The 17877-nt window shown below is 72.9% G+C and carries 13 protein-coding genes and 2 tRNA genes; 8 read left to right on the top strand and 7 right to left on the bottom strand.

What is annotated here, in order from left to right:
* Positions 1-58: 58 nt before the first annotated feature.
* Positions 59-130, bottom strand: a tRNA-Gly gene (locus tag ACIP6W_RS09725).
* A gap of 441 nt (positions 131-571) precedes the next feature.
* Between ACIP6W_RS09725 and ACIP6W_RS09730 the strand changes: the two genes are divergently transcribed.
* From ACIP6W_RS09730 to ACIP6W_RS09750, 5 genes are all read left to right on the top strand, one after another.
* A tRNA-Val gene (locus tag ACIP6W_RS09730) sits at positions 572-644 on the top strand.
* A gap of 110 nt (positions 645-754) precedes the next feature.
* Positions 755-2269: a DUF3375 family protein gene (locus ACIP6W_RS09735; protein ID WP_209682687.1), complete on the top strand. Its 1515-nt coding sequence runs from the start codon at positions 755-757 to the stop codon at positions 2267-2269.
* Positions 2266-3036 (top strand): DUF4194 domain-containing protein, encoded by a 771-nt coding sequence (locus tag ACIP6W_RS09740; RefSeq protein WP_066654213.1) that lies wholly within the window; start codon positions 2266-2268, stop codon positions 3034-3036. The genes ACIP6W_RS09735 and ACIP6W_RS09740 overlap by 4 nt, the downstream gene beginning before the upstream one ends.
* The gene (locus tag ACIP6W_RS09745; protein WP_400429208.1) at positions 3033-6398 is read left to right on the top strand and encodes an ATP-binding protein; all 3366 of its coding nucleotides are present in this window, start codon (positions 3033-3035) and stop codon (positions 6396-6398) included. The genes ACIP6W_RS09740 and ACIP6W_RS09745 overlap by 4 nt, the downstream gene beginning before the upstream one ends.
* Positions 6399-7021: 623 nt before the next feature.
* Positions 7022-7330 carry a hypothetical protein gene (locus tag ACIP6W_RS09750; RefSeq protein WP_326496586.1) on the top strand — a complete coding sequence of 103 codons (309 nt, stop codon included), beginning with the start codon at positions 7022-7024 and terminating at the stop codon, positions 7328-7330.
* A 182-nt stretch (positions 7331-7512) separates the two neighbouring features.
* Here the strand turns inward: ACIP6W_RS09750 and ACIP6W_RS09755 are convergent, their stop codons facing one another.
* Complete coding sequence (locus ACIP6W_RS09755; RefSeq protein ID WP_400429210.1) at positions 7513-8976, bottom strand: peptide MFS transporter; 1464 nt, start codon at positions 8974-8976, stop codon at positions 7513-7515.
* A 209-nt stretch (positions 8977-9185) separates the two neighbouring features.
* Between ACIP6W_RS09755 and ACIP6W_RS09760 the strand changes: the two genes are divergently transcribed.
* From ACIP6W_RS09760 to ACIP6W_RS09770, 3 genes are all read left to right on the top strand, one after another.
* Complete coding sequence (locus tag ACIP6W_RS09760) at positions 9186-11285, top strand: acyl-CoA dehydrogenase (protein WP_400429212.1); 2100 nt, start codon at positions 9186-9188, stop codon at positions 11283-11285.
* Positions 11286-11354: 69 nt separating this feature from the next.
* The gene (locus ACIP6W_RS09765; protein ID WP_400429214.1) at positions 11355-11948 is read left to right on the top strand and encodes a DNA-binding protein; all 594 of its coding nucleotides are present in this window, start codon (positions 11355-11357) and stop codon (positions 11946-11948) included.
* Complete coding sequence (locus ACIP6W_RS09770) at positions 11945-12508, top strand: hypothetical protein (RefSeq protein ID WP_066654204.1); 564 nt, start codon at positions 11945-11947, stop codon at positions 12506-12508. The genes ACIP6W_RS09765 and ACIP6W_RS09770 overlap by 4 nt, the downstream gene beginning before the upstream one ends.
* 114 nt (positions 12509-12622) lie before the next feature.
* On the opposite strand, the gene csrA is transcribed toward ACIP6W_RS09770, so the two are convergent.
* The 5 genes from csrA to ACIP6W_RS09795 are packed head-to-tail and all read right to left on the bottom strand — an operon-like array spanning position 12623 to position 17876.
* Positions 12623-12898, bottom strand: a complete 276-nt coding sequence (gene csrA / locus ACIP6W_RS09775) for a carbon storage regulator CsrA (RefSeq protein WP_066654202.1) — start codon at positions 12896-12898, stop codon at positions 12623-12625.
* A gap of 4 nt (positions 12899-12902) precedes the next feature.
* Positions 12903-13877 (bottom strand): hypothetical protein, encoded by a 975-nt coding sequence (locus ACIP6W_RS09780; protein WP_251160245.1) that lies wholly within the window; start codon positions 13875-13877, stop codon positions 12903-12905.
* The gene (locus tag ACIP6W_RS09785) at positions 13852-15906 is read right to left on the bottom strand and encodes a flagellar biosynthesis protein FlhA (protein WP_066654198.1); all 2055 of its coding nucleotides are present in this window, start codon (positions 15904-15906) and stop codon (positions 13852-13854) included. The genes ACIP6W_RS09780 and ACIP6W_RS09785 overlap by 26 nt, the downstream gene beginning before the upstream one ends.
* Positions 15903-17093 carry a flagellar biosynthesis protein FlhB gene (locus ACIP6W_RS09790; RefSeq protein WP_066654196.1) on the bottom strand — a complete coding sequence of 397 codons (1191 nt, stop codon included), beginning with the start codon at positions 17091-17093 and terminating at the stop codon, positions 15903-15905. The genes ACIP6W_RS09785 and ACIP6W_RS09790 overlap by 4 nt, the downstream gene beginning before the upstream one ends.
* Positions 17094-17099: 6 nt before the next feature.
* The gene (locus ACIP6W_RS09795; protein WP_251155454.1) at positions 17100-17876 is read right to left on the bottom strand and encodes a flagellar biosynthetic protein FliR; all 777 of its coding nucleotides are present in this window, start codon (positions 17874-17876) and stop codon (positions 17100-17102) included.
* Position 17877: the final 1 nt, after the last annotated feature.

The raw sequence follows: 17877 nt of genomic DNA on the forward strand, positions 1-17877 counted from the left end.
ACCCGAACGGTGGGATACCCTCTGGTGAGTCGTGGTCGTCCGGAGACTCCCACACTCGAGCGGATGACGAGATTCGAACTCGCGACCCTCACCTTGGCAAGGTGATGCGCTACCACTGCGCCACATCCGCATTTCGGCGACCCGAGGGCCGCTCCTGTCTCTCCGCTGTCGCGGCGACGAGAAGAACTCTATACGAACCGGACGCCTTCCGCCAAAATCCTCCTCGTTCACCGGGCGTGTCCCCCGCGTTCATGCGGATCGCGGGGCTTTTCGAGTGCCCGTTCTTTCCCATGACGGCCGCAGTGCACTGTGGAAACGGGCGTACCTGGTCGTCGCGGAGCACCAGGTACGCCCGTTCCCATCAGGTACGCCCGTTCTCACCCGGCGCCAGCACGCATCAGCACGAGCGCGAGCAGAAGCACCACGCACGAGCACGACGCACCAGGCACTACGCACGAGCACGACGCACCAGGCACCAGGCACCGAGGGCACCCGCGCCACACCCGGGTGACGCGCCGTGTTCGGTGCAGGCCCGAACGTCCGCTACTATCGACTGGCACGCAAGTGCAGGGGGCGATTGGCGCAGTTGGTAGCGCGCTTCGTTCACACCGAAGAGGTCATCAGTTCGAGTCTGGTATCGCCCACGTGCCCATTCAGGGCCTGAAGAACACCCGAGCAGAGCCCGGCGCACACGCGTCGGGCTCTTCTCGTTCCTCGGCCCGGACCGTCACGACACACCAGCGAGCAAGGACCCATGACCGACGTCGACCTCGAGTTCTCCCGCGTGCGCGCGGTGCTCGACCGCCCGACCCTCCGGCTGATGTCCCGCCCGACGAGCGCCGCCGTCATCGCGGTGTTCCGCACGGTGTTCGACCGTGACGTGCAGTACGTCCCGGCCGACCGCATGCACCTGCAGGTCGAGGAGCACGTCGCCCGCCTGCAGTCCACCGGTGCCCGCGTGCCCGCGAGCGAACACGGGGAGAACGAGGCCGACGCCCGCCCGAACGGCCGCGCGCTCTGTCGCGACTGGGTGGCGGCGCAGTGGCTGGTCCGCTCGAACTCCCCCGACGGCGACGAGCAGTACTCGCTGACGAGCCACGCCCTCGAGGCACTGAACCTCGTCGACGCCCTGAGCGCCGACCGGGCGCTCATCAGCGAGAGCCGCCTGGCGATGATCGTCGAGGCCGTGCACCGCTGGGCGGCCAGCGCGGAGCCGGACCCGGACGTGCAGGTCCGTCGCATCGACGCCCAGATCGCGGAGCTGCAGGCCGAACGCGAGCGGATCGCCCGCGGCGAGGTCACCGAGGTCGACGACGCACGGATGCACGACGGCTACACGAACGTGGCCGACCTCATCCGGCAGCTGCCCAGCGACTTCAAGCGCGTCGAGGAGGCGGTCGCGACGATGCACCGCTCGATCGTCGAGGACTTCCGGCAGGAGGTCCGTCCGATCGGCGAGATCCTCGACGACTACCTGGCCCGGACGGACGACCTCATGCAGGCGACTCCCGAGGGTCGGGCGTTCGAGGGCGCGTTCGAGCTGCTGCGCGACGACGCCCTGCTGCTCCGGCTCCGGGACGACATCGCGACGATCCTCGCGCACCCCTTCGCCGAGTCCCTCGGGGCGGGCGAGCGCCGGGCGTTCCGCAACACGGTGAGCATCCTGCGCCAGGGCATCGAGGACGTGCTCGCCCAGCGACGCCAGCTCACCGCGACGCTCCGCGACCAGATCGTGGCCCACGACGTCGTCCGCGACCGTGAGCTCGACGCGGTGCTCCGCTCGGTGAACCGCGGGCTCGCCGCGTGGATCGACTCGGGGTCCGCCCGCGACCGCGTCCCGCTCGGACTGCTCCCCGCGACCGCCGAGGTCGGCACCCTGCGCGAGCGCTTCTACGACCCCGACAACGAGGCGGTGCCACCGCCGATCGAGGAGCCCGACGACGACGTCTTCGAGGAACTCGACGTGGAGTCGCTGCGCCGCCACGGCGGACCGCTGCTCGCCGAGCTCCGCGCCGCGCTCCGCAGCGCCCCGGACAGCGTCTCGGCCTTCCACGCGCTGCCGCCCGAGCAGCGCCGTCCGGTCGAGCTCTTCGGCCTCGCGCACCTGCTCACCGGCAACGACGACTTCGAGACCGCCACCCACCTGGTCCCGCACCGCACGGTGCGACCGGACGGCGAGACGGTCACCTTCCGCATGCCCTCGGCGTCCCTGACCGGCGCAGGGGCGGATGACCAGCACGACGACGACAACGGCCTGGAGGCACGGTGAGCGACACCACGACGGCTCCCGTCGACGAGACGGACCCCGAGGGCTCCGACCCCGTCCTCGACGAGCGTCACGACGAGGACGAGGAACGCGACGAGTCGAGCTTCGCCCTCTTCGAGGGCGACGAGGGCCGGCTCGACGAGCCGCAGCGCCGCGCCCTGGTCGCGCTGCTCCGCCACACCTACGTGAGCGCGCGGACGCACGCCGACGAGTGGCGCGCGATCACCGACGGTGAGCACCAGCTCCGGTCGCGGCTGAACGACCTCTTCCTCGAACTGCACGTCGACCGCGACCGCGAGGTCGCCTGGAAGCGGCAGGCACGGTCCGAGAGCCAGCGCCGGGCCTTCCCGACGCTGCTGCGTGACGTGCCGTGGACGCGTGAGGAGACGATCGTCCTCGTCTACCTGCGCATGCGCCTCCGCGCGGACGCCCGGCCGGGCCTCGACCAGGTCGTGGTCGACCGGTCCGAGATCATCGGGCACGTGTCCGGCTTCCTGCCGGCGACCACCGACCGCACCCGCGACGAGTCCCGCGTCGCGAAGGCCGTCGAGCGACTCGTGACCGCGCGCATCCTCATCCGCACGACCGACCCCGACCGCTTCCGCGTGGCCAGTGTCGTCGAGGTCCTGCTCCCCCTGGAGCAGCTCCGCGAACTGGACCGGTGGCTCCGCGACGCGACCACCGACGGCGGTGCGCCGACCGACGGAGCCGTGACGGGCCTCCCGGCCGAGCCGACCGACCCCGACGACGAAGGCGAGACGGACGCATGACCGACACCGCGATCGACACCGGCGCCCTGCCGGCGCTCTTCGACACCGTCGCGCAGTGGCGGGCGGAGTCGATGCAGGTCGTCAACTGGGGCGGCTTCCACGGCCACCGTCAGGTCGAGCTGTCCGGGACCGCGACGCTGATCTCGGGCGCCTCCGGCACCGGCAAGTCGACCCTGATGGACGCCTACCTGGCCGTCATGATGCCGTCCGACGTGCCGTTCAACGGCGCCTCGAACGACGCGACCACCGGGCGTGCGCGGAGCGCCGACCAGCGGAACCTGCTCACGTACCTGCGCGGCAAGGTGGACACCCGCCGCGACCCGGAGACGGGCGCCCTGCGCGACGTGAACCTGCGCGGCGACGACCAGACCACCTGGGGCGCCGTCGCCGTGACCTTCCGGAACGACGACGAGCGGCGCTTCACGGTGCTGCGGGCGTACCTCGTGCCGAAGCGGGCGCGGGGCGTCGGCGACATCCAGATGACCATGGCGACGGTCGACGACACGTTCGACCTCCGCCGGCTCGAGGACTTCGTGCCGTCGCGCTTCCACCACCTCGAGCTGACCGGACGTGTGCCGGGGCTCGTCGTGCGGGACACCTACCAGGAGCTCGCGTACACGCTCCAGACCCGGCTCGGGATCGGCGACTCCGGTGGTGGCAACCGGGCCATGCGCCTGCTCGCGCGGATCCAGGCCGGGCAGCACCTGCCGACGGTCGACGCGCTCTACAAGTCGCTCGTGCTCGAGACCCCGGGGACGTACGAGGCGGCCGACCGCGCCCTCGCGCACTTCTCCGCGCTCGACGAGGCGTACGAGGCGATGGACACCGAGGAGCGCAAGGTCCGCATCCTCTCCCCCATCGTCGAGCTGCACGACGAGATCGCCCGGTCGCGGGCCGCAGCGGACGCCCTGGACGGCATCGCCACCGGCGCCGAGGTCTCGCCGTTCGCGCACTGGACGGCATCGCGGAAGCGTGCCCTGCTCGACGCCGAGGTCGAACGCAACGCGCGCGAGCGCACCGCAGCCCGGGCCGACGTCGCTGCGACCGAGGCCCGGCACGCCGCCGTCGAGGTCGAGCTCCGCGAGGCGGAGGGACGCCTCCGTGACCAGGGCGGCAACGCCCTCGCGCAGCTCGAGGACCGCATCGACCGCCGGACCCGGGAGCGCGACGCGGTCGCCCGGGCGCGCGCGACCTTCGACGAGCGCACCACCGCGCTCGGGCTGACGCTCACCTCCGAGCGCACGTTCACCGAGGCGCAGGCGGCGTCGCACGCGTTCCTCGGGTCGTACGCGACGGCACGCGCCGAGCTCGACGACCGTCGGGACGCCCTGACGCGCGAGGAGTACCCGCTCCTCGACCGCGAGCGGACCCTGCGCCAGGAGCGCCGCTCACTCGAGCACCGGCAGGGCGCGATGCCGCTGCCGATGCACGAGGCGCGGTTGGCGATGGCCCGGGCCGCCGGCATCTCCCCCGACGCGCTGCCGTTCGTCGCCGAGCTGCTCGACGTGCTCCCGGCCGAGGAGCACTGGCGGACGGCCATCGAGTCCGTGCTGGCACCCGTCGCGCGCACGCTGCTCGTCGACGAGGACCACCTGTCGTCCTTCAGCGAGGCGATCGACGCGCTCCAGCTCCCGGTCCGCGTGCAGTTCGAGGGCGTGCCCACCGGCCCGCACCTCGACCTCGACGGCGACCCGGCGATGGTCTCCGGCAAGCTGACCATCAAGGACTCCCCGTTCAGCACCTGGGTCCGCGAACGCATCGAGTCCGACCGCATCGACGCACGGTGCGTCGACTCCGCCGCGGAGCTCGGTGGTGGCGGCCGCCGCGTGACCCCGTCCGGTCAGCTCCGGGACGGCCGTCGCGGCGCGCACGGCGACCGACGCCAGTCGAACGTCATCGGCTTCACGAACGAGGCCCGGATGGCCTCCGTCGAGCGGGAGCTCGCCGCGATCGCGCAGGACCTCGCGACGCTCGAGGCCCGACGCACCGACGTCGCGCAGGACATCGCGACCCTCGACGCCCTGCGCGCCGCACACCAGCAGGTCGTCGACACCACCTGGGACGGCATCGACGTCGCCGGGCTCGACGAGTCCCTGGCGCGGCTCGACGCCGAGCGGCAGGCGCTGCTCGCCGCCGACGACGGACTCCGGACCCTGCGCGAGTCGGTGGCCCGGCTCCGTCGCGCCCTGGACGAAGCCGCCGACCGTCGAGCCGGTGCACGGCTCTCCGTCACGCGGCTCGAGGAACGCCACGCGGTGCTCGTCGACGGCCAGGACGCCGCGGCCGAGATCCTCGCCCGCTTCGAGGACACCCCGGAGTCGCTGCCGGACGACGAGCAGTCCCGGCTGCTCGCCGAGACGTTCGAGGAGGTCGGCGCCCCGGACGGCATCGACGGGTTCGACGACGCCGCGCGCCGACTGCGACGCCGGCTCGAGGAACGGCTCGCGCAGGCGCTCGACGGCGCCGCCGCCGCCTCGACCGCGCTCACGCTGACGTTCCAGCGGTACCAGGACGCCTGGCCCGACCCGAACCTCGGCACCGGTGTCGCGTCGTACCCCGACTACCACGCGATCCTCGACCAGATCCTCGCGACCGGGTTGCACGCGCGCCGCAGCGAGTGGCGTCGGCGGCTGTCGCAGTGGAGCGGCGAGGACCTCGTCCCGCTCGCCGGTGCCTTCGACCGCGCGGTCGTCGAGATCGAGGAACGGCTCGAACCGGTCAACGAGATCCTGCGCGAGCTGCCGTTCGGTGCGAACCGGGACCGCCTGAAGATCCAGATCCGCCGGGTCACCCGGGAGGACGTCACCGCCTTCCGCCGGGAGCTCCGCGCGCTGTCGGCGTCGGTCGACACCGAGCTGACCGACGACGTGCTCGAGACCCGCTTCCGCCGCCTGCGTCGGTTCATGGCGGTCATCCGCCCCGACCCGGCGGCAGCACGTGGACGGACGACCCAGCGCGACGCCGTGCTCGACGTCCGCCGGCACATGGAGATCACGGCCGTGCGGTACGACCCCGAGGGCAACGACCTCGGCGTGTACTCCTCGCTCGGGGACAAGTCGGGTGGCGAGACGCAGGAGCTGGTGGCGTTCATCGTGGGTGCGGCGCTGCGCTACCAGCTCGGCGACGAGACCCGGCCGCGGCCCCGGTTCGCGCCGGTGTTCCTCGACGAGGCGTTCATCAAGGCGGACTCGGAGTTCGCCGGGCGTGCCGTGACGGCGTGGCTCCGGCTCGGGTTCCAGCTCGTGGTGAGCGCTCCGCTCGACAAGGTCACCGCACTCGAGCCGTCGATGGAGCGCCTGCTGTCGATGCGGAAGCACCCCGACACGGGCCACTCGTCCGTCACGGAGATCGCCCGGGCGTAGGCGCCGCGGCGCTGCGGCGCTGCGGCCGGTCGGCGGCCGGTCGGCCGGCGCGGCAGGCGGGTACTCGGAGGCAGGTCCTGGTCGCACGACCTGCCGCTCACCTCCCGACGCGACGGCAGGTCCTGCCACCGGAGCGGGAGCGGACGGCACGTCGTGCGACCGCGGTGGGCGCCGACGACGGGTGCGGGTCGGGGCGGTGACCAGGGCTCCATCCGCGAGCGGGCGAGATCTGTCACAGTCGAATCCGGCGGGCGACGGATCAAGCCCGCTCGGCGGCCTGCGCGCGGCGTGTCCTGCCCACTCGTCGGACGGGAGGCGCGGCGCGGCGCCGCCGTGCGCCTCCCGTCCGACGCCGCCGGCGCCGACCCCGCCGCACCGCCGCCGCACCGCCGTCTGCCCGCCACCGGCCCGCCGCCGGCCTGTGCGAGCGGGCGCGAGCGGGCGGGATCTGTCACGGTCTGGGCCGCCGGCCGACAGGTACCGCCCGCTCGGCGTCCTGCGGGCGGCGTGTCCTGCCCGCTCGAGCGGAGGGCGGAGGGCGGAGGGCGGAGGGCAGAAGGCGGGGGGCGGAGTGCGGGACCGGCGTCCGCCGATCGCCGTGCGGGGCGCGGTACGGTGGCCGGGTGTTCGGACGTCGCGCTCGCAGCCCCCGCCCCGACGACGGAGCGCGCCCGGGCGACCCCGGCGGCCTGGGCATCGGAGCCCTCGTGCAGGTGGTCGACCTCGAGCGCGGGGGCGAGCAGTGGGAGGGCGAGCCGATCGGGGTGATCGTCGCTCCGGGAGGGGTGCAGCTCGGTGGGACGCAGCGCACCTGGACCATCGCGTTCGACGAGCCCGCGTACACGAAGGACGGCCGCGGCCCGTTCGAGCGCGCGACCGTCCTGGGTCGTCAGTTGGTGCCGGTCACGCCGGACACCGCGGACGGGGTCTAGTACTCCTCGTTGCCGCTCTTCAGCATGGCGGCGACGGCCATGCACATGCCCACGCCACCGAGCACGCCGATACCGATGATGACGCCTGCGATGAGTTCGAGCATTGGTGACTCCTTGGGTTGCGGGGCCGGTGTGGCGGTGGCCGTCGTGGCCGTGTCCAGGCTACCGGATGCGGCTCGGGGCTAGCGGATGCCGCGCATGAGGCGCAGGACGGGCTTCGCGCAGACGAGCAGCACGACCCCGACCGCCACGGCGACCAGGCCGAGGACGGTGAAGTACGGGACCTCGTTCGTCGGCGAGTAGTACTGCGAGAGCACCCCGGTGGCCGCCGTGCCGAGGGACACCGAGAGGAAGAAGAGCGCGACCATCTGGGTCTGGAACTTCGGCGGCGCGAGCTTCGTCGCGACGGACTGCCCGACCGGGGAGAGCAGGAGCTCGGCGATCGTGAAGACGAGCAGGATGCCCACGAGCGCGATCAGGGGCGTGCCGTTCTCGCCCGTGCCCGAGAACGGCAGGAAGAGCAGGAACGCGATGCCCATGATCCCGGTGCCGAGCGCGAACTTCGTCGGGGTGGAGGGCTGGCGGTCACCGAGCTTCGTCCAGATCGCGGCGGCAACACCGGACAGCACGATGATGAACACGGGGTTGATCGACTGGACCCACGACACGGGCATCACCCAGTCGCCGAGCGATCGGTCCAGGCGCTGGTCCGAGTACTGGGTCACGACCGTGAACTGCTGCTGGTAGAGCGACCAGAAGACGGCGCTCGCGATGAAGAGCGGGATGAAGGCGAACACCCGGGAACGCTCCTCGGCGGTGATCCCGCTGGTCAGGATCACCACGAAGTACGCGATGGTGGCCACGATGACGATCACGACGACGACCGTCGGCAGGTTCGTCACCGTGAGCAGTCCGGTGAGCACCGAGACCACGACGACCGCGAGCGCGACGACGACGAGCACGGCGACGAGCGGCAGGCGGCGACGCTCGACCGGGTTGGTGACGTGCCGGACGGAGTCGGGGAGCTTCCGGCGGCGGATGCCGTACTGCACGAGCCCGGCCGCCATGCCGATCGCGGCGAGCCCGAAGCCGTAGTGGAACCCGAGCGAGGACTGCAACAGCCCGGTCAGCAGCGGACCGAAGAACGCCCCGAGGTTCACCCCGAGGTAGTAGAGCGAGAACCCGGCGTCGCGACGAGGGTCGTCGCGGCCGTACAGCCCGCCGACGATCGTCGTGGCGGTGGCCTTGAGCCCGCCGGAGCCGAGGGCGATGAGCACGAGGCCGACTCCGACGCCCGCGACCCCCGGGATGAGCGCGAGCCCGATGTGGCCGAGCATGACGACGACCGCGCTGGTGAAGAGGGTGCGGTCGGCGCCGATGAGCCGGTCCGCCACCCAGGCGCCGATGATCGTGAACAGGTACACGGCGCCGCCGTACGCGCCCATGATCCCGTTGGCGATGCCCTCGTCGATGCCGAGGCCGCCGCGCGTGACGGTGTAGTACATGTAGATCAGGACGATGCCCTGCATGCCGTAGAACGAGAACCGCTCCCAGAGCTCCACCGCGAAGGGCGTGGACAGCTCGAAGGGCTGCCCGAAGAAGGTGCGTTGCTGCGCCGGAGCGCTGGGTGGAGTGGTGCGAGACATCCGTCCACTGTGCCCCCGGGCACCCCGCTCGTCCGAATCGGAGCGGGGCGCGTACAAACCTCCGCGGGCGGGCCTTGGAGGATTCCCACCACCCGTGTCCGGCCCCGCGGTCTGCCGTTGTGCGCCCGCACGGCGTTCGAGCAACACTCGGCCGAGGTGCCTAACGTGTGGAGTGCAACACGGACAGAGCAGTTCAGGAAGGCTCCCCCATGGTCGACACCGCCCCCGCACGCCCCACCTCGACGACCGAGGCCCCGAACGCCGACGCCACGGGCGACCCGGCGGCCGGCACGCCGACGGGCGGGACGGACACCGACGTCCGCATCGACACCACGTTGCTCGGGGAGCTCCTGCTCGGCCGCTGGGCCGAGGACCGGCGCATCTCACGGCGCCTGTCCCGCGACCCCGGGCTGCACAAGATCGAGGGGCAGCCGATCGCGGAGCACCGGGCCCGCGTCCTCGAGCAGCTCCGGGTGCTCGTCGACGCCGGTGCGATCCAGCGTCCGTACCCGACCGAGTTCGGCGGCCAGGAGAACCACGGCGGGAACCTCGCGGCGTTCGAGGAACTCACGACGGCGGACCCGTCCCTGCAGATCAAGGCCGGCGTGCAGTGGGGCCTGTTCGGGTCCGCGGTGCACCACCTCGGCACCGAGCGCAACCACCGCGAGTTCCTGCCTGGGATCATCCGCTTCGACGTGCCCGGCTGCTTCGCGATGACCGAGACCGGGCACGGCTCGGACGTGCAGAGCATCGCGACGACGGCGACCTACGACCCGGACACGCAGAAGTTCGTCGTGCACACGCCGTTCCGGGGCGCCTGGAAGGACTACATCGGGAACGCGGCGCTGCACGGGCGGGCGGCCGTGGTGTTCGCGAAGCTCGTGACGCAGGGCGTCGACCACGGTGTGCACGCGTTCTACGTACCGCTGCGCGACGGCGACGGTGCGTTCCTGCCCGGCGTTGGTGGCGAGGACGACGGCGTCAAGGGCGGCCTGAACGGCATCGACAACGGGCGGCTCTGGTTCGACCACGTCCGGGTGCCCCGCACGAACCTGCTCAACCGGTACGGCGACGTGGCCGAGGACGGCACGTACACCTCCCCCATCGCGTCGCCGGGCCGACGGTTCTTCACCATGCTCGGCACCCTCGTGCAGGGCCGGGTCTCGCTCGACGGCGCCGCCGTGGTCGCGCAGAAGGTCGGCCTGCAGATCGCGCTGACCTACGCCGCCGAACGCCGGCAGTTCCCGACGGGCGGCGGCGACGAGGGCGTGCTGCTCGACTACGGCCGTCACCAGCGCCGACTGATCCCCCGGCTCGCGACGGTCTTCGCCCAGTCGTTCGCGCACGAGAAGCTGCTGAAGACCTTCGACGACGTCTTCAGCGGGCGCGAGGACACCCCGCAGCGCCGCGAGGACCTCGAGACGCAGGCGGCGGCCTTCAAGGCGATGTCCACCTGGTCGGCGCTCGACACGCTGCAGGAGTGCCGCGAGGCGTGCGGCGGCGCCGGGTTCCTCGCCGAGAACCGGCTGACGAGCCTCCGCGCGGACCTCGACGTCTACGTCACCTTCGAGGGTGACAACACGATCCTGCTGCAGCTCGTGGGCAAGCGCCTGCTCACCGACTTCCGCGCGAAGGCGCCGCGCGACGCCGCCTCGACCGCCCGGTTCGTCGCTGCGCAGGCAGCGACGAAGCTGGCCGACGCGTCCGGCATCCGTCGACTCGGGCAGACGGTCGTCGACCGGGGATCGCTCGCGGCGAGCGTCACGGACCTGCAGGACCCGCGCACCCAGCGCGCGCTGCTGGCCGGTCGTGTCGACACGATGGTGTCCGAGATCGGGGTGCGCCTCGCCTCGGCCGGCAAGGACCGGGCGCGGGCCGCGAAGCTCCTCAACCGCTCGCAGCACGAGCTCATCGAGGCCGCGAAGGCGCACGCCGAGCTCATGCAGTGGGACGCGTTCACCGATGCCATCGAGGCCGTGGCGCCCGGTGACACCCGCCGCGTGCTCGTCTGGCTCCGCGACCTCTTCGCCCTCGGGCTCGTCGAGCAGCACCTCGACTGGCACCTGGTGCACGGACGCCTGTCGGCGCAGCGTGCCCGGGCGGTGTCGGCGTACGTCGACCGGCTCGTGGCCCGGCTCCGCCCGGTGGTCCCGCAGCTCGTCGAGTCGTTCGGCTACGACCCCGAGCTCGTCCGCGCGCCGATCGCCCTGGGCGAGGAGCGCGCGCGGCAGGAGGAGGCGGCAGCGTGGTTCGCCGCCGAGGCCGCTGCGGGACGGCTGCCGGAGCAGGAGAAGAAGCCGCGTCCGTGATCAACCCTGCAGGGTTGATATCGGGAGAATCAACCTTGTAGGGTTGACAGCGGAGGTGCGATGTACGCGGTGACGGTGGACCAGGTGGGCAGTCGTTCGGACGACGACCGGGTCGAGCAGGCCATCGACGTCGTCCGGACCGCGTCCGAGGGGCACGTGGTGCTCCCACCGGAGCGGACCGCCGGCGACGAGTTCCAGTTCCTGCTCGACGACGCGGAGACCCTGCTCGACGTGGTGTTCGCCCTCGCCCGGACGGACGGCTGGAGCATCGGCATCGGCATCGGTGACGTCGAGGAACCGGTGCCGAGCTCGACCCGGGCCGCGCGCGGCGACGCCTTCGTGCAGGCACGCGCCGCGGTCGACCGCGCGAAGGACGTCCCCGAGCACCTCGCCCTCGAGGTCGCCCCGGGTCGCCGGCTCGGTACCGCGGACGTCGAGCCCCTCGTCGCCCAGACCGTCCGGGCCCGTCGCCGCCGGTCGCGGGAGGGCTGGGAGCTCGCGGACCTCCTCCGCGCCGGCCACTCGCGCACCGAGGCCGCCGAGCTGCTCGGCGTGACCCGGCAGGCGGTGGCGAAGCGCTGGCTCGCGGCCGACCTGCGCTCCGACGACGCCGTGCACGCGGCACTCGCGCGGCTCCTCACCGAAGCGGACACCCCGGCATGACGGTCTGGCTGGTCGGTGCGGTCGTGCTGCTCGCGGTGGCCGCGCTCAGCGCCGTGCACCGCGTCCCGCCACTCGCCCGCGCGGTGCCGGCGGTCGTGGTCGTCGCGGTCGTCCTCGCCGCCGAGCTCCTCGACCTGGCACCCGCCGCACCGACGACCGCGCTCCGCGTGCTCGGCACCACCGCGGTCGTCGCCGTCGGCGTCCTCGCCGGGAGTGCCGTCACGGGGACCGTGCTCGGCTTCGCCATGCGCGAGGGCGTCGAGCGGGGTCGGCACGGCGGCATCCTGGTCTCGCGCGCCGACGAACCCGCCGTCGAGCGTCGACGCCCGGAGGTGCTCCGGGGCGGGGCGGCGATCGGGTTCCTCGAACGGTTCGCGGTGATCGGCGCGGTGCTGGTGGGCCGGCTCGAGATCGTCGCGGCGGTCGTCGCGGTGAAGGGCCTCGGTCGCTTCTCGGAGCTCGACTCCGCCGAGGCGCGAGAGCGGTTCATCGTCGGGACGCTCACGAGCACGTGCTGGGCCGGACTCGCCGCCTGGACCGCGATCGGCCTGCCGGGCTGACCGCACAGCCACACGGCCGCACAGACGCACCGCCGCACAGACGCACAGCCACAGAGCCGCACGAGCGTGCGCACGAGCGGGCGGACACCGCCCGACCGGACGCCACCGCGGCACTCAGCCCTGGTCCGACGCCCGTCCCCGGTCGCCGAGCGCAGCGCGCAGTCGCGCCTCGGCGTCGTCGGCGCCCTCGGCACCGGACGCAGCGGCCGCCGCAGCCGCCTCCGCGTTCGCCTCGATCACGGCGCGCACGACCTCCTCGCGCTGGATCTTGACCCCGCGCGGTGCGTCGATGCCGATCCGGACGCCGTCGCCGCGGCTGTCGAGGACCGTGATGACGACGTCGTCACCGACGAGGATCCGCTCGCCGACCTTCCGCGTGAGTACCAGCACCCCGTCAGCCTAGCGACACCACCGGCAGGCCCAGCTGGTGGACGGACTCCGGCGTGGCGGTCTCCCCCGCACCGATGGCCACCACACCCGCGACGGGTACCCGCCCGGCGACCGCGGCCACGACGGCCCGGGCGTCCTCGGTCTTCCGACCGACGTCGACCACGACCCACACCTGGTCGGCGGCGAGTCCCTCGATCGTCGCCGCGTCGTCCCACGCGGAGACGCCCAGCAGCGCGTGGCCGTTCCGCACGCCCTCGGCGCGCGCGAGGATCCCCGCCCGACGGTCGGCCGCGTCGGTCGGGCGCAGTGCGTACCGTCCGGCGAACACCCCCGCCGCCGCGTCGACGTCGGTGGCACGCCCGACGAGCAGCACGAGGTCGCCGTCGGCCGACCGCACGGCCGGGACCGGCAGCACCGGACGGACGGACGCCGGGGCGGACACCGCAGTGACCAGCGGGACGACGGGAGCCGGTCCCACGACCGGCAGGGGGCCTCCCGGCCGACCGTGGTCCTCGTCCGTGCCCGGTACGGCCGGCGACGGGCCGTCCTGGAGGCGCGGCACGGCCGGGTCGACCCGACCCACGTCCGTCCCGGGGCGGCCCGGGCGCGGGGCGCCCGCGGCGATCCCGTCGGCCGCGAAGCCGTCGAGCACCGAGGCGAACGCATCCGCCCGCGTCGACGCGGTGCCGTCGCCGGCGGCGATGCGGGCCTCGGCGGCCTCGGCGTCGGCGAGGAGCGCGGCGATCCCGATGCGGGTGGCCGGGCCGTCGGCGATCGCCACCCGGGCGGTCGGCGGGTCGAGCGGGTCCGGCACCTCGACGACGGCCTCGACGTGCGTGCGGCGGAAGAGCCCACCGATCCCGGGCGTGGACACGCGTTCGGCCGAGACGATCCGGGCGCCCGCACCGAACTCGGTGCGGAGGGCGTCGCGGACCGCCTCGAGCGTCGGGCCGCTACGCAGCGATCGGGTCGGCGGCACGGACCACTCCCACGGTCTCGATGGTGGAGCCCGCGGCGGTGGCCTCCTGGTAGGACAGCACGGGCAGGCCGTTCGCCTGCGCGGACACCATGCGGTGCACGGCCGGTCGGAGCTGCGGGGCGCAGACGAGCACGGCGGACAGGCCCTGCTCCTCGACGCTGCGCACGGCGTCGCGCAGGGACCCGAGGACCTGCTCGATGCGGTGGGCGTCGAGCACGATCTGGGTGCCCTGCTCGGACGGGCGGAGCCCCTCGAGCATCGACTGCTCGAGCAACGGGTCGATCATGATGACGCGGAGCGTGCCGGCCTCGGCGTGGCGGGCGGGCAGGGCGGGGCCGAGGGCTGCGCGGGCGGCCTCGACCAGGCCCTCGGGATCGGTCGACACCTTCGCGCGGAGCGTCAGCGCCTCGCAGATGCGGCCGAGGTCGTTGATCGGCACGCGCTCGGCGAGCAGGCCCTGGAGCACGCGCTGCACCTCGGCCAGGGACAGCATGCCGGGCACGAGCTCCTCGACCGCCGCGGGGTTCACCTGCTTGACACCCTCGGTGAGCACCTTGACGTCCTCGCGGGTGAGCAGCCGGGCCGCGTTGTCGCCGATCACGGCCTGCAGGTGCGTGACGAGCACGGAGACCCGGTCGATGACGGTCGCGCCGGTCATCTCGGCCGCGTGCCGGAGCTCGGCGGGGACCCACTTGCCGGCCAGACCGAACACCGGCTCGACCGTCGTGGTGCCCGGGAGCCCGTCGAGCTGGTCGCCGAGTGCGAGCACGCTGCGGGACGGGGCGGTCCCGCGACCGGCCTCGACCCCGGCGATGCGGATCGCGTAGGTCGACGGGGGCAGCTCGATGCTGTCCCGGGTGCGGACGGGCGGCACGACGATGCCCATGTCGACGGCGATCTTCCGACGGAGCGCGCGCACGCGACCGAGCAGGTCGTCGGACGACCCGGACACCATGTCGACCAGGTCCGGTGCGAGCAGGATCTCGAGGGCGTGGACACGCATCTGCTCGAGCAGGTCCTCGGGGCTGTCCGCCGAGGGGGCCGCGGCCTCGAGTGCCTGCTGCTGCTCGGCCGCTGCCGCCTGCTGCGCCGCCTGCCGCGAGAGCCGCCAGCCGGCGAACAGCAGCCCGGCGCCGATGAGCAGGAACGGCACGATGGGCATGCCGGGGATGAACCCCATCGCGATCGCAGCGACCCCGGCGATCACCAGCGCGTTCCGCGACTGCGTCAGCTGCGTCGTCGCCGACGCGCCGATCTCGGTCTCCGCACCCGACCGGGTCACGATCATGCCGGTCGACACGGCCATGAGCAGTGCGGGGATCTGCGAGACCAGGCCGTCGCCGATGGTCAGGATGCCGTACTTCGACAGCGCGTCGGTGACGGAGAGCCCGTTCTGCAGCATGCCGATCGCGACGCCACCGAGCATGTTGATGACGAGGATCAGGATGCCGGCGATCGCGTCGCCCTTGACGAACTTCGACGCGCCGTCCATCGCCCCGTAGAAGTCGGCCTCGGCGGAGACCGCCGCACGGCGTTCCTTCGCCTCGGCATCGGTGATGAGTCCGGCGTTCAGGTCGGCGTCGATCGCCATCTGCTTGCCGGGCATCGCGTCGAGGGTGAAGCGGGCGCCGACCTCGGCGACGCGCTCGGCACCCTTCGTCACGACGACGAACTGGATGACGACGAGGATGAGGAAGACGACGGCGCCGATGATGATCGAGCCGGACACCGCGACGTGCCCGAAGGCCTGGATGACGTCGCCCGCGAAGCCCTCGCCGAGCACCAGTCGCGTCGAGGCGACGTTGAGGCCGAGGCGGAACAGCGTCGCGACGAGGAGCAGCGACGGGAACACCGAGAAGTCGAGCGGCTTCTTCACGAACAGCGTCGTGAGCAGGATCACCAGCGCCAGCAGGATGTTCAGGATGATGAGCACGTCGAGCAGGAACGACGGCACCGGCAGGATCAGCAGCAGGACGATGCCGACGATGAAGACCGGGACGGCGAGCTTGGGCAGGTCCTTGCGGTTCATGCGGGTGCCCCTTCGGTGGTGGACGGACGAGTGCGGAGGCGCCGTGGTCGGGCGTCGCCGGTGAGCGTGGTGGGGTCGAGGACGGTCGCGACCTCGTCGGCCGTGGTCGGCGTCGGCGCGGCGTGCGTCCCGGCGGCGGCGCCGCGGGCCTTGAGCGCCATGACGAACGAGAGCACCCGGGCGACCGGCGTGTAGAGGTCGACCGGGACCTCCTGCCCGAGCTCGCACGCCGCGTGCAGCGCCCGGGTGAGCGGGACGTCGCGGACGATCGGCACGCGCGACTCCTCGGCGGTCGACCGGATGACGTCGGCGACCGGCCCGGCACCCTTCGCGACGACACGGGGTGCGGACTTCCCGGGCTCGTAGCGGAGCGCGACCGCGTAGTGCGTGGGGTTGGTCATGACGACGTCGGCGTCCCCGACCGCGGCGATCATCCGGTTCCGGCTCATCGCGAGCTGTCGGGACCGGCGCTGGCCCTTCACGAGCGGGTCGCCGTCGGTGCGCTTCGACTCGTCCTTGACCTCCTGCTTGGTCATCATCGTGCGCTTGCGGTTGCGGCGCACGACGACCAGCACGTCGACCGCGGCGAGCACCAGACCCGCGGCGACGGCGGCGCGGAGCAGGGTCCCGGTGCCCTCCTCCGCCGCGTCGAGCACGGACGACAGCGGCAGCGAACCGCTCGTCATGAGGACGGGGACGAGCGACTGCACGGCGAACCACAGGACGAGCCCGACGACGGCGGTCTTCAGCAGTGCCTTCACGCCGTTCCAGAGCGCCTGGACGCCGAAGACCCGCTTGAACCCGGCGACCGGGTCGAAGTGGTCCGGCTGCGGGGCCATCCGCCGGAAGTGCACGCCGCCCTGCGCGACGGAGACCGCCGCGACGGCGACCGCGACGACGGCGAGCATCGGGCCGACGGTGCCGGCCACGGAGCCGAGCGCCTCGGACAGTGCCTGCCGGACCGCGGGGACGGTCGGGTCCGCGATGACGCGCTGCACGGCGTGGAGCTGCTGCTCCCCCGCACCCGCGGCGTTGCCGATCGCGGCGGGCATGACCAGCGCGGCCGTCGCGATGCCGACCCAGGCGCCGAGGTCCTGCGAGCGGCCGAGCTGCCCCTTGCGGTGCACCTCCTGCATCCGCTTCTGGGTGGCCTTCTCGGAGCGTTCGCCGCTCCCTCCGTCGGACACGTCGCCTCACCCCCGCCCGGTGATCGCGGCGACGGCGTCGCCGGTCAGGGACGACACGACGGCCGGCAGCGCCATGAAGAGCGCACCGGCGAACACGACGGTCAGCCCGATCTTGATCGGGAAGCCCATCTGGAACGCGTTGAGCGCCGGGGCGACGCGCGTGAGCAGCCCGAGGCCGACGTCGGCCAGGAACAGGACGACGACGAGCGGCCCCGCGATCTGCAGTGCGGCGAGGAACATCTGCCCGGCCGCCGCGACGAGCACCGAGGCGAAGCCGCCGACGGCGAAGGTGCCCGGCGAACCGTCGGCCGTGACGAGCGGCACCGCGTCGAACGACCGCACGAGCCCCGCGACGATGAGCTGGTACCCGCCGCTGGCGAAGAGCAGCGCGAGCGACGCCATCTGGAACAGCCGGGTGAACTGCGCGCCGTTGACCTGGGACTGCGGGTCGTACGCCTGGGCGAGGGTGAAGCCGCCGAACAGGTCGATGAGACCGCCGGCGGACTGCACCGCGGCGAACACGAGGTACACGAGGAAGCCGAGGCCCAGCCCGACGACCAGCTGGGTGAGCAGGGCGAGCAGGAACCCACCGGTGTCGAGCGCGGTGTACCCGAGGCCGACCCGCGGTGCGACACCGATCGCCAGACCGAGCCCGAGGATCACCTTCACCGTGCCGGGGAACGCCTTGTAGGCGAACGGCGGCGCGATCACGAGGAAGGCGACGAGCCGGACCCCGGCGAGCATGGTGGCTTCGAGCCGGTCGGCGTCGATGGCGAGGTCCACG

It is taken from the genome of Curtobacterium sp. NPDC088465, assembly GCF_044753165.1.
In the GTDB taxonomy this organism is placed as follows: domain Bacteria; phylum Actinomycetota; class Actinomycetes; order Actinomycetales; family Microbacteriaceae; genus Curtobacterium.

What these genes read in the sequence shown, in the direction of transcription:
- ACIP6W_RS09735 (WP_209682687.1), top strand. Translation starts at nt 755, where the DNA reads ATGACCGACGTCGACCTCGAGTTCTCCCGCGTGCGCGCGGTGCTCGAC.
- ACIP6W_RS09755 (WP_400429210.1), bottom strand. Translation starts at nt 8,976, where the DNA reads ATGTCTCGCACCACTCCACCCAGCGCTCCGGCGCAGCAACGCACCTTC.
- ACIP6W_RS09785 (WP_066654198.1), bottom strand. Translation starts at nt 15,906, where the DNA reads ATGAACCGCAAGGACCTGCCCAAGCTCGCCGTCCCGGTCTTCATCGTC.
- ACIP6W_RS09770 (WP_066654204.1), top strand. Translation starts at nt 11,945, where the DNA reads ATGACGGTCTGGCTGGTCGGTGCGGTCGTGCTGCTCGCGGTGGCCGCG.
- ACIP6W_RS09760 (WP_400429212.1), top strand. Translation starts at nt 9,186, where the DNA reads ATGGTCGACACCGCCCCCGCACGCCCCACCTCGACGACCGAGGCCCCG.
- ACIP6W_RS09745 (WP_400429208.1), top strand. Translation starts at nt 3,033, where the DNA reads ATGACCGACACCGCGATCGACACCGGCGCCCTGCCGGCGCTCTTCGAC.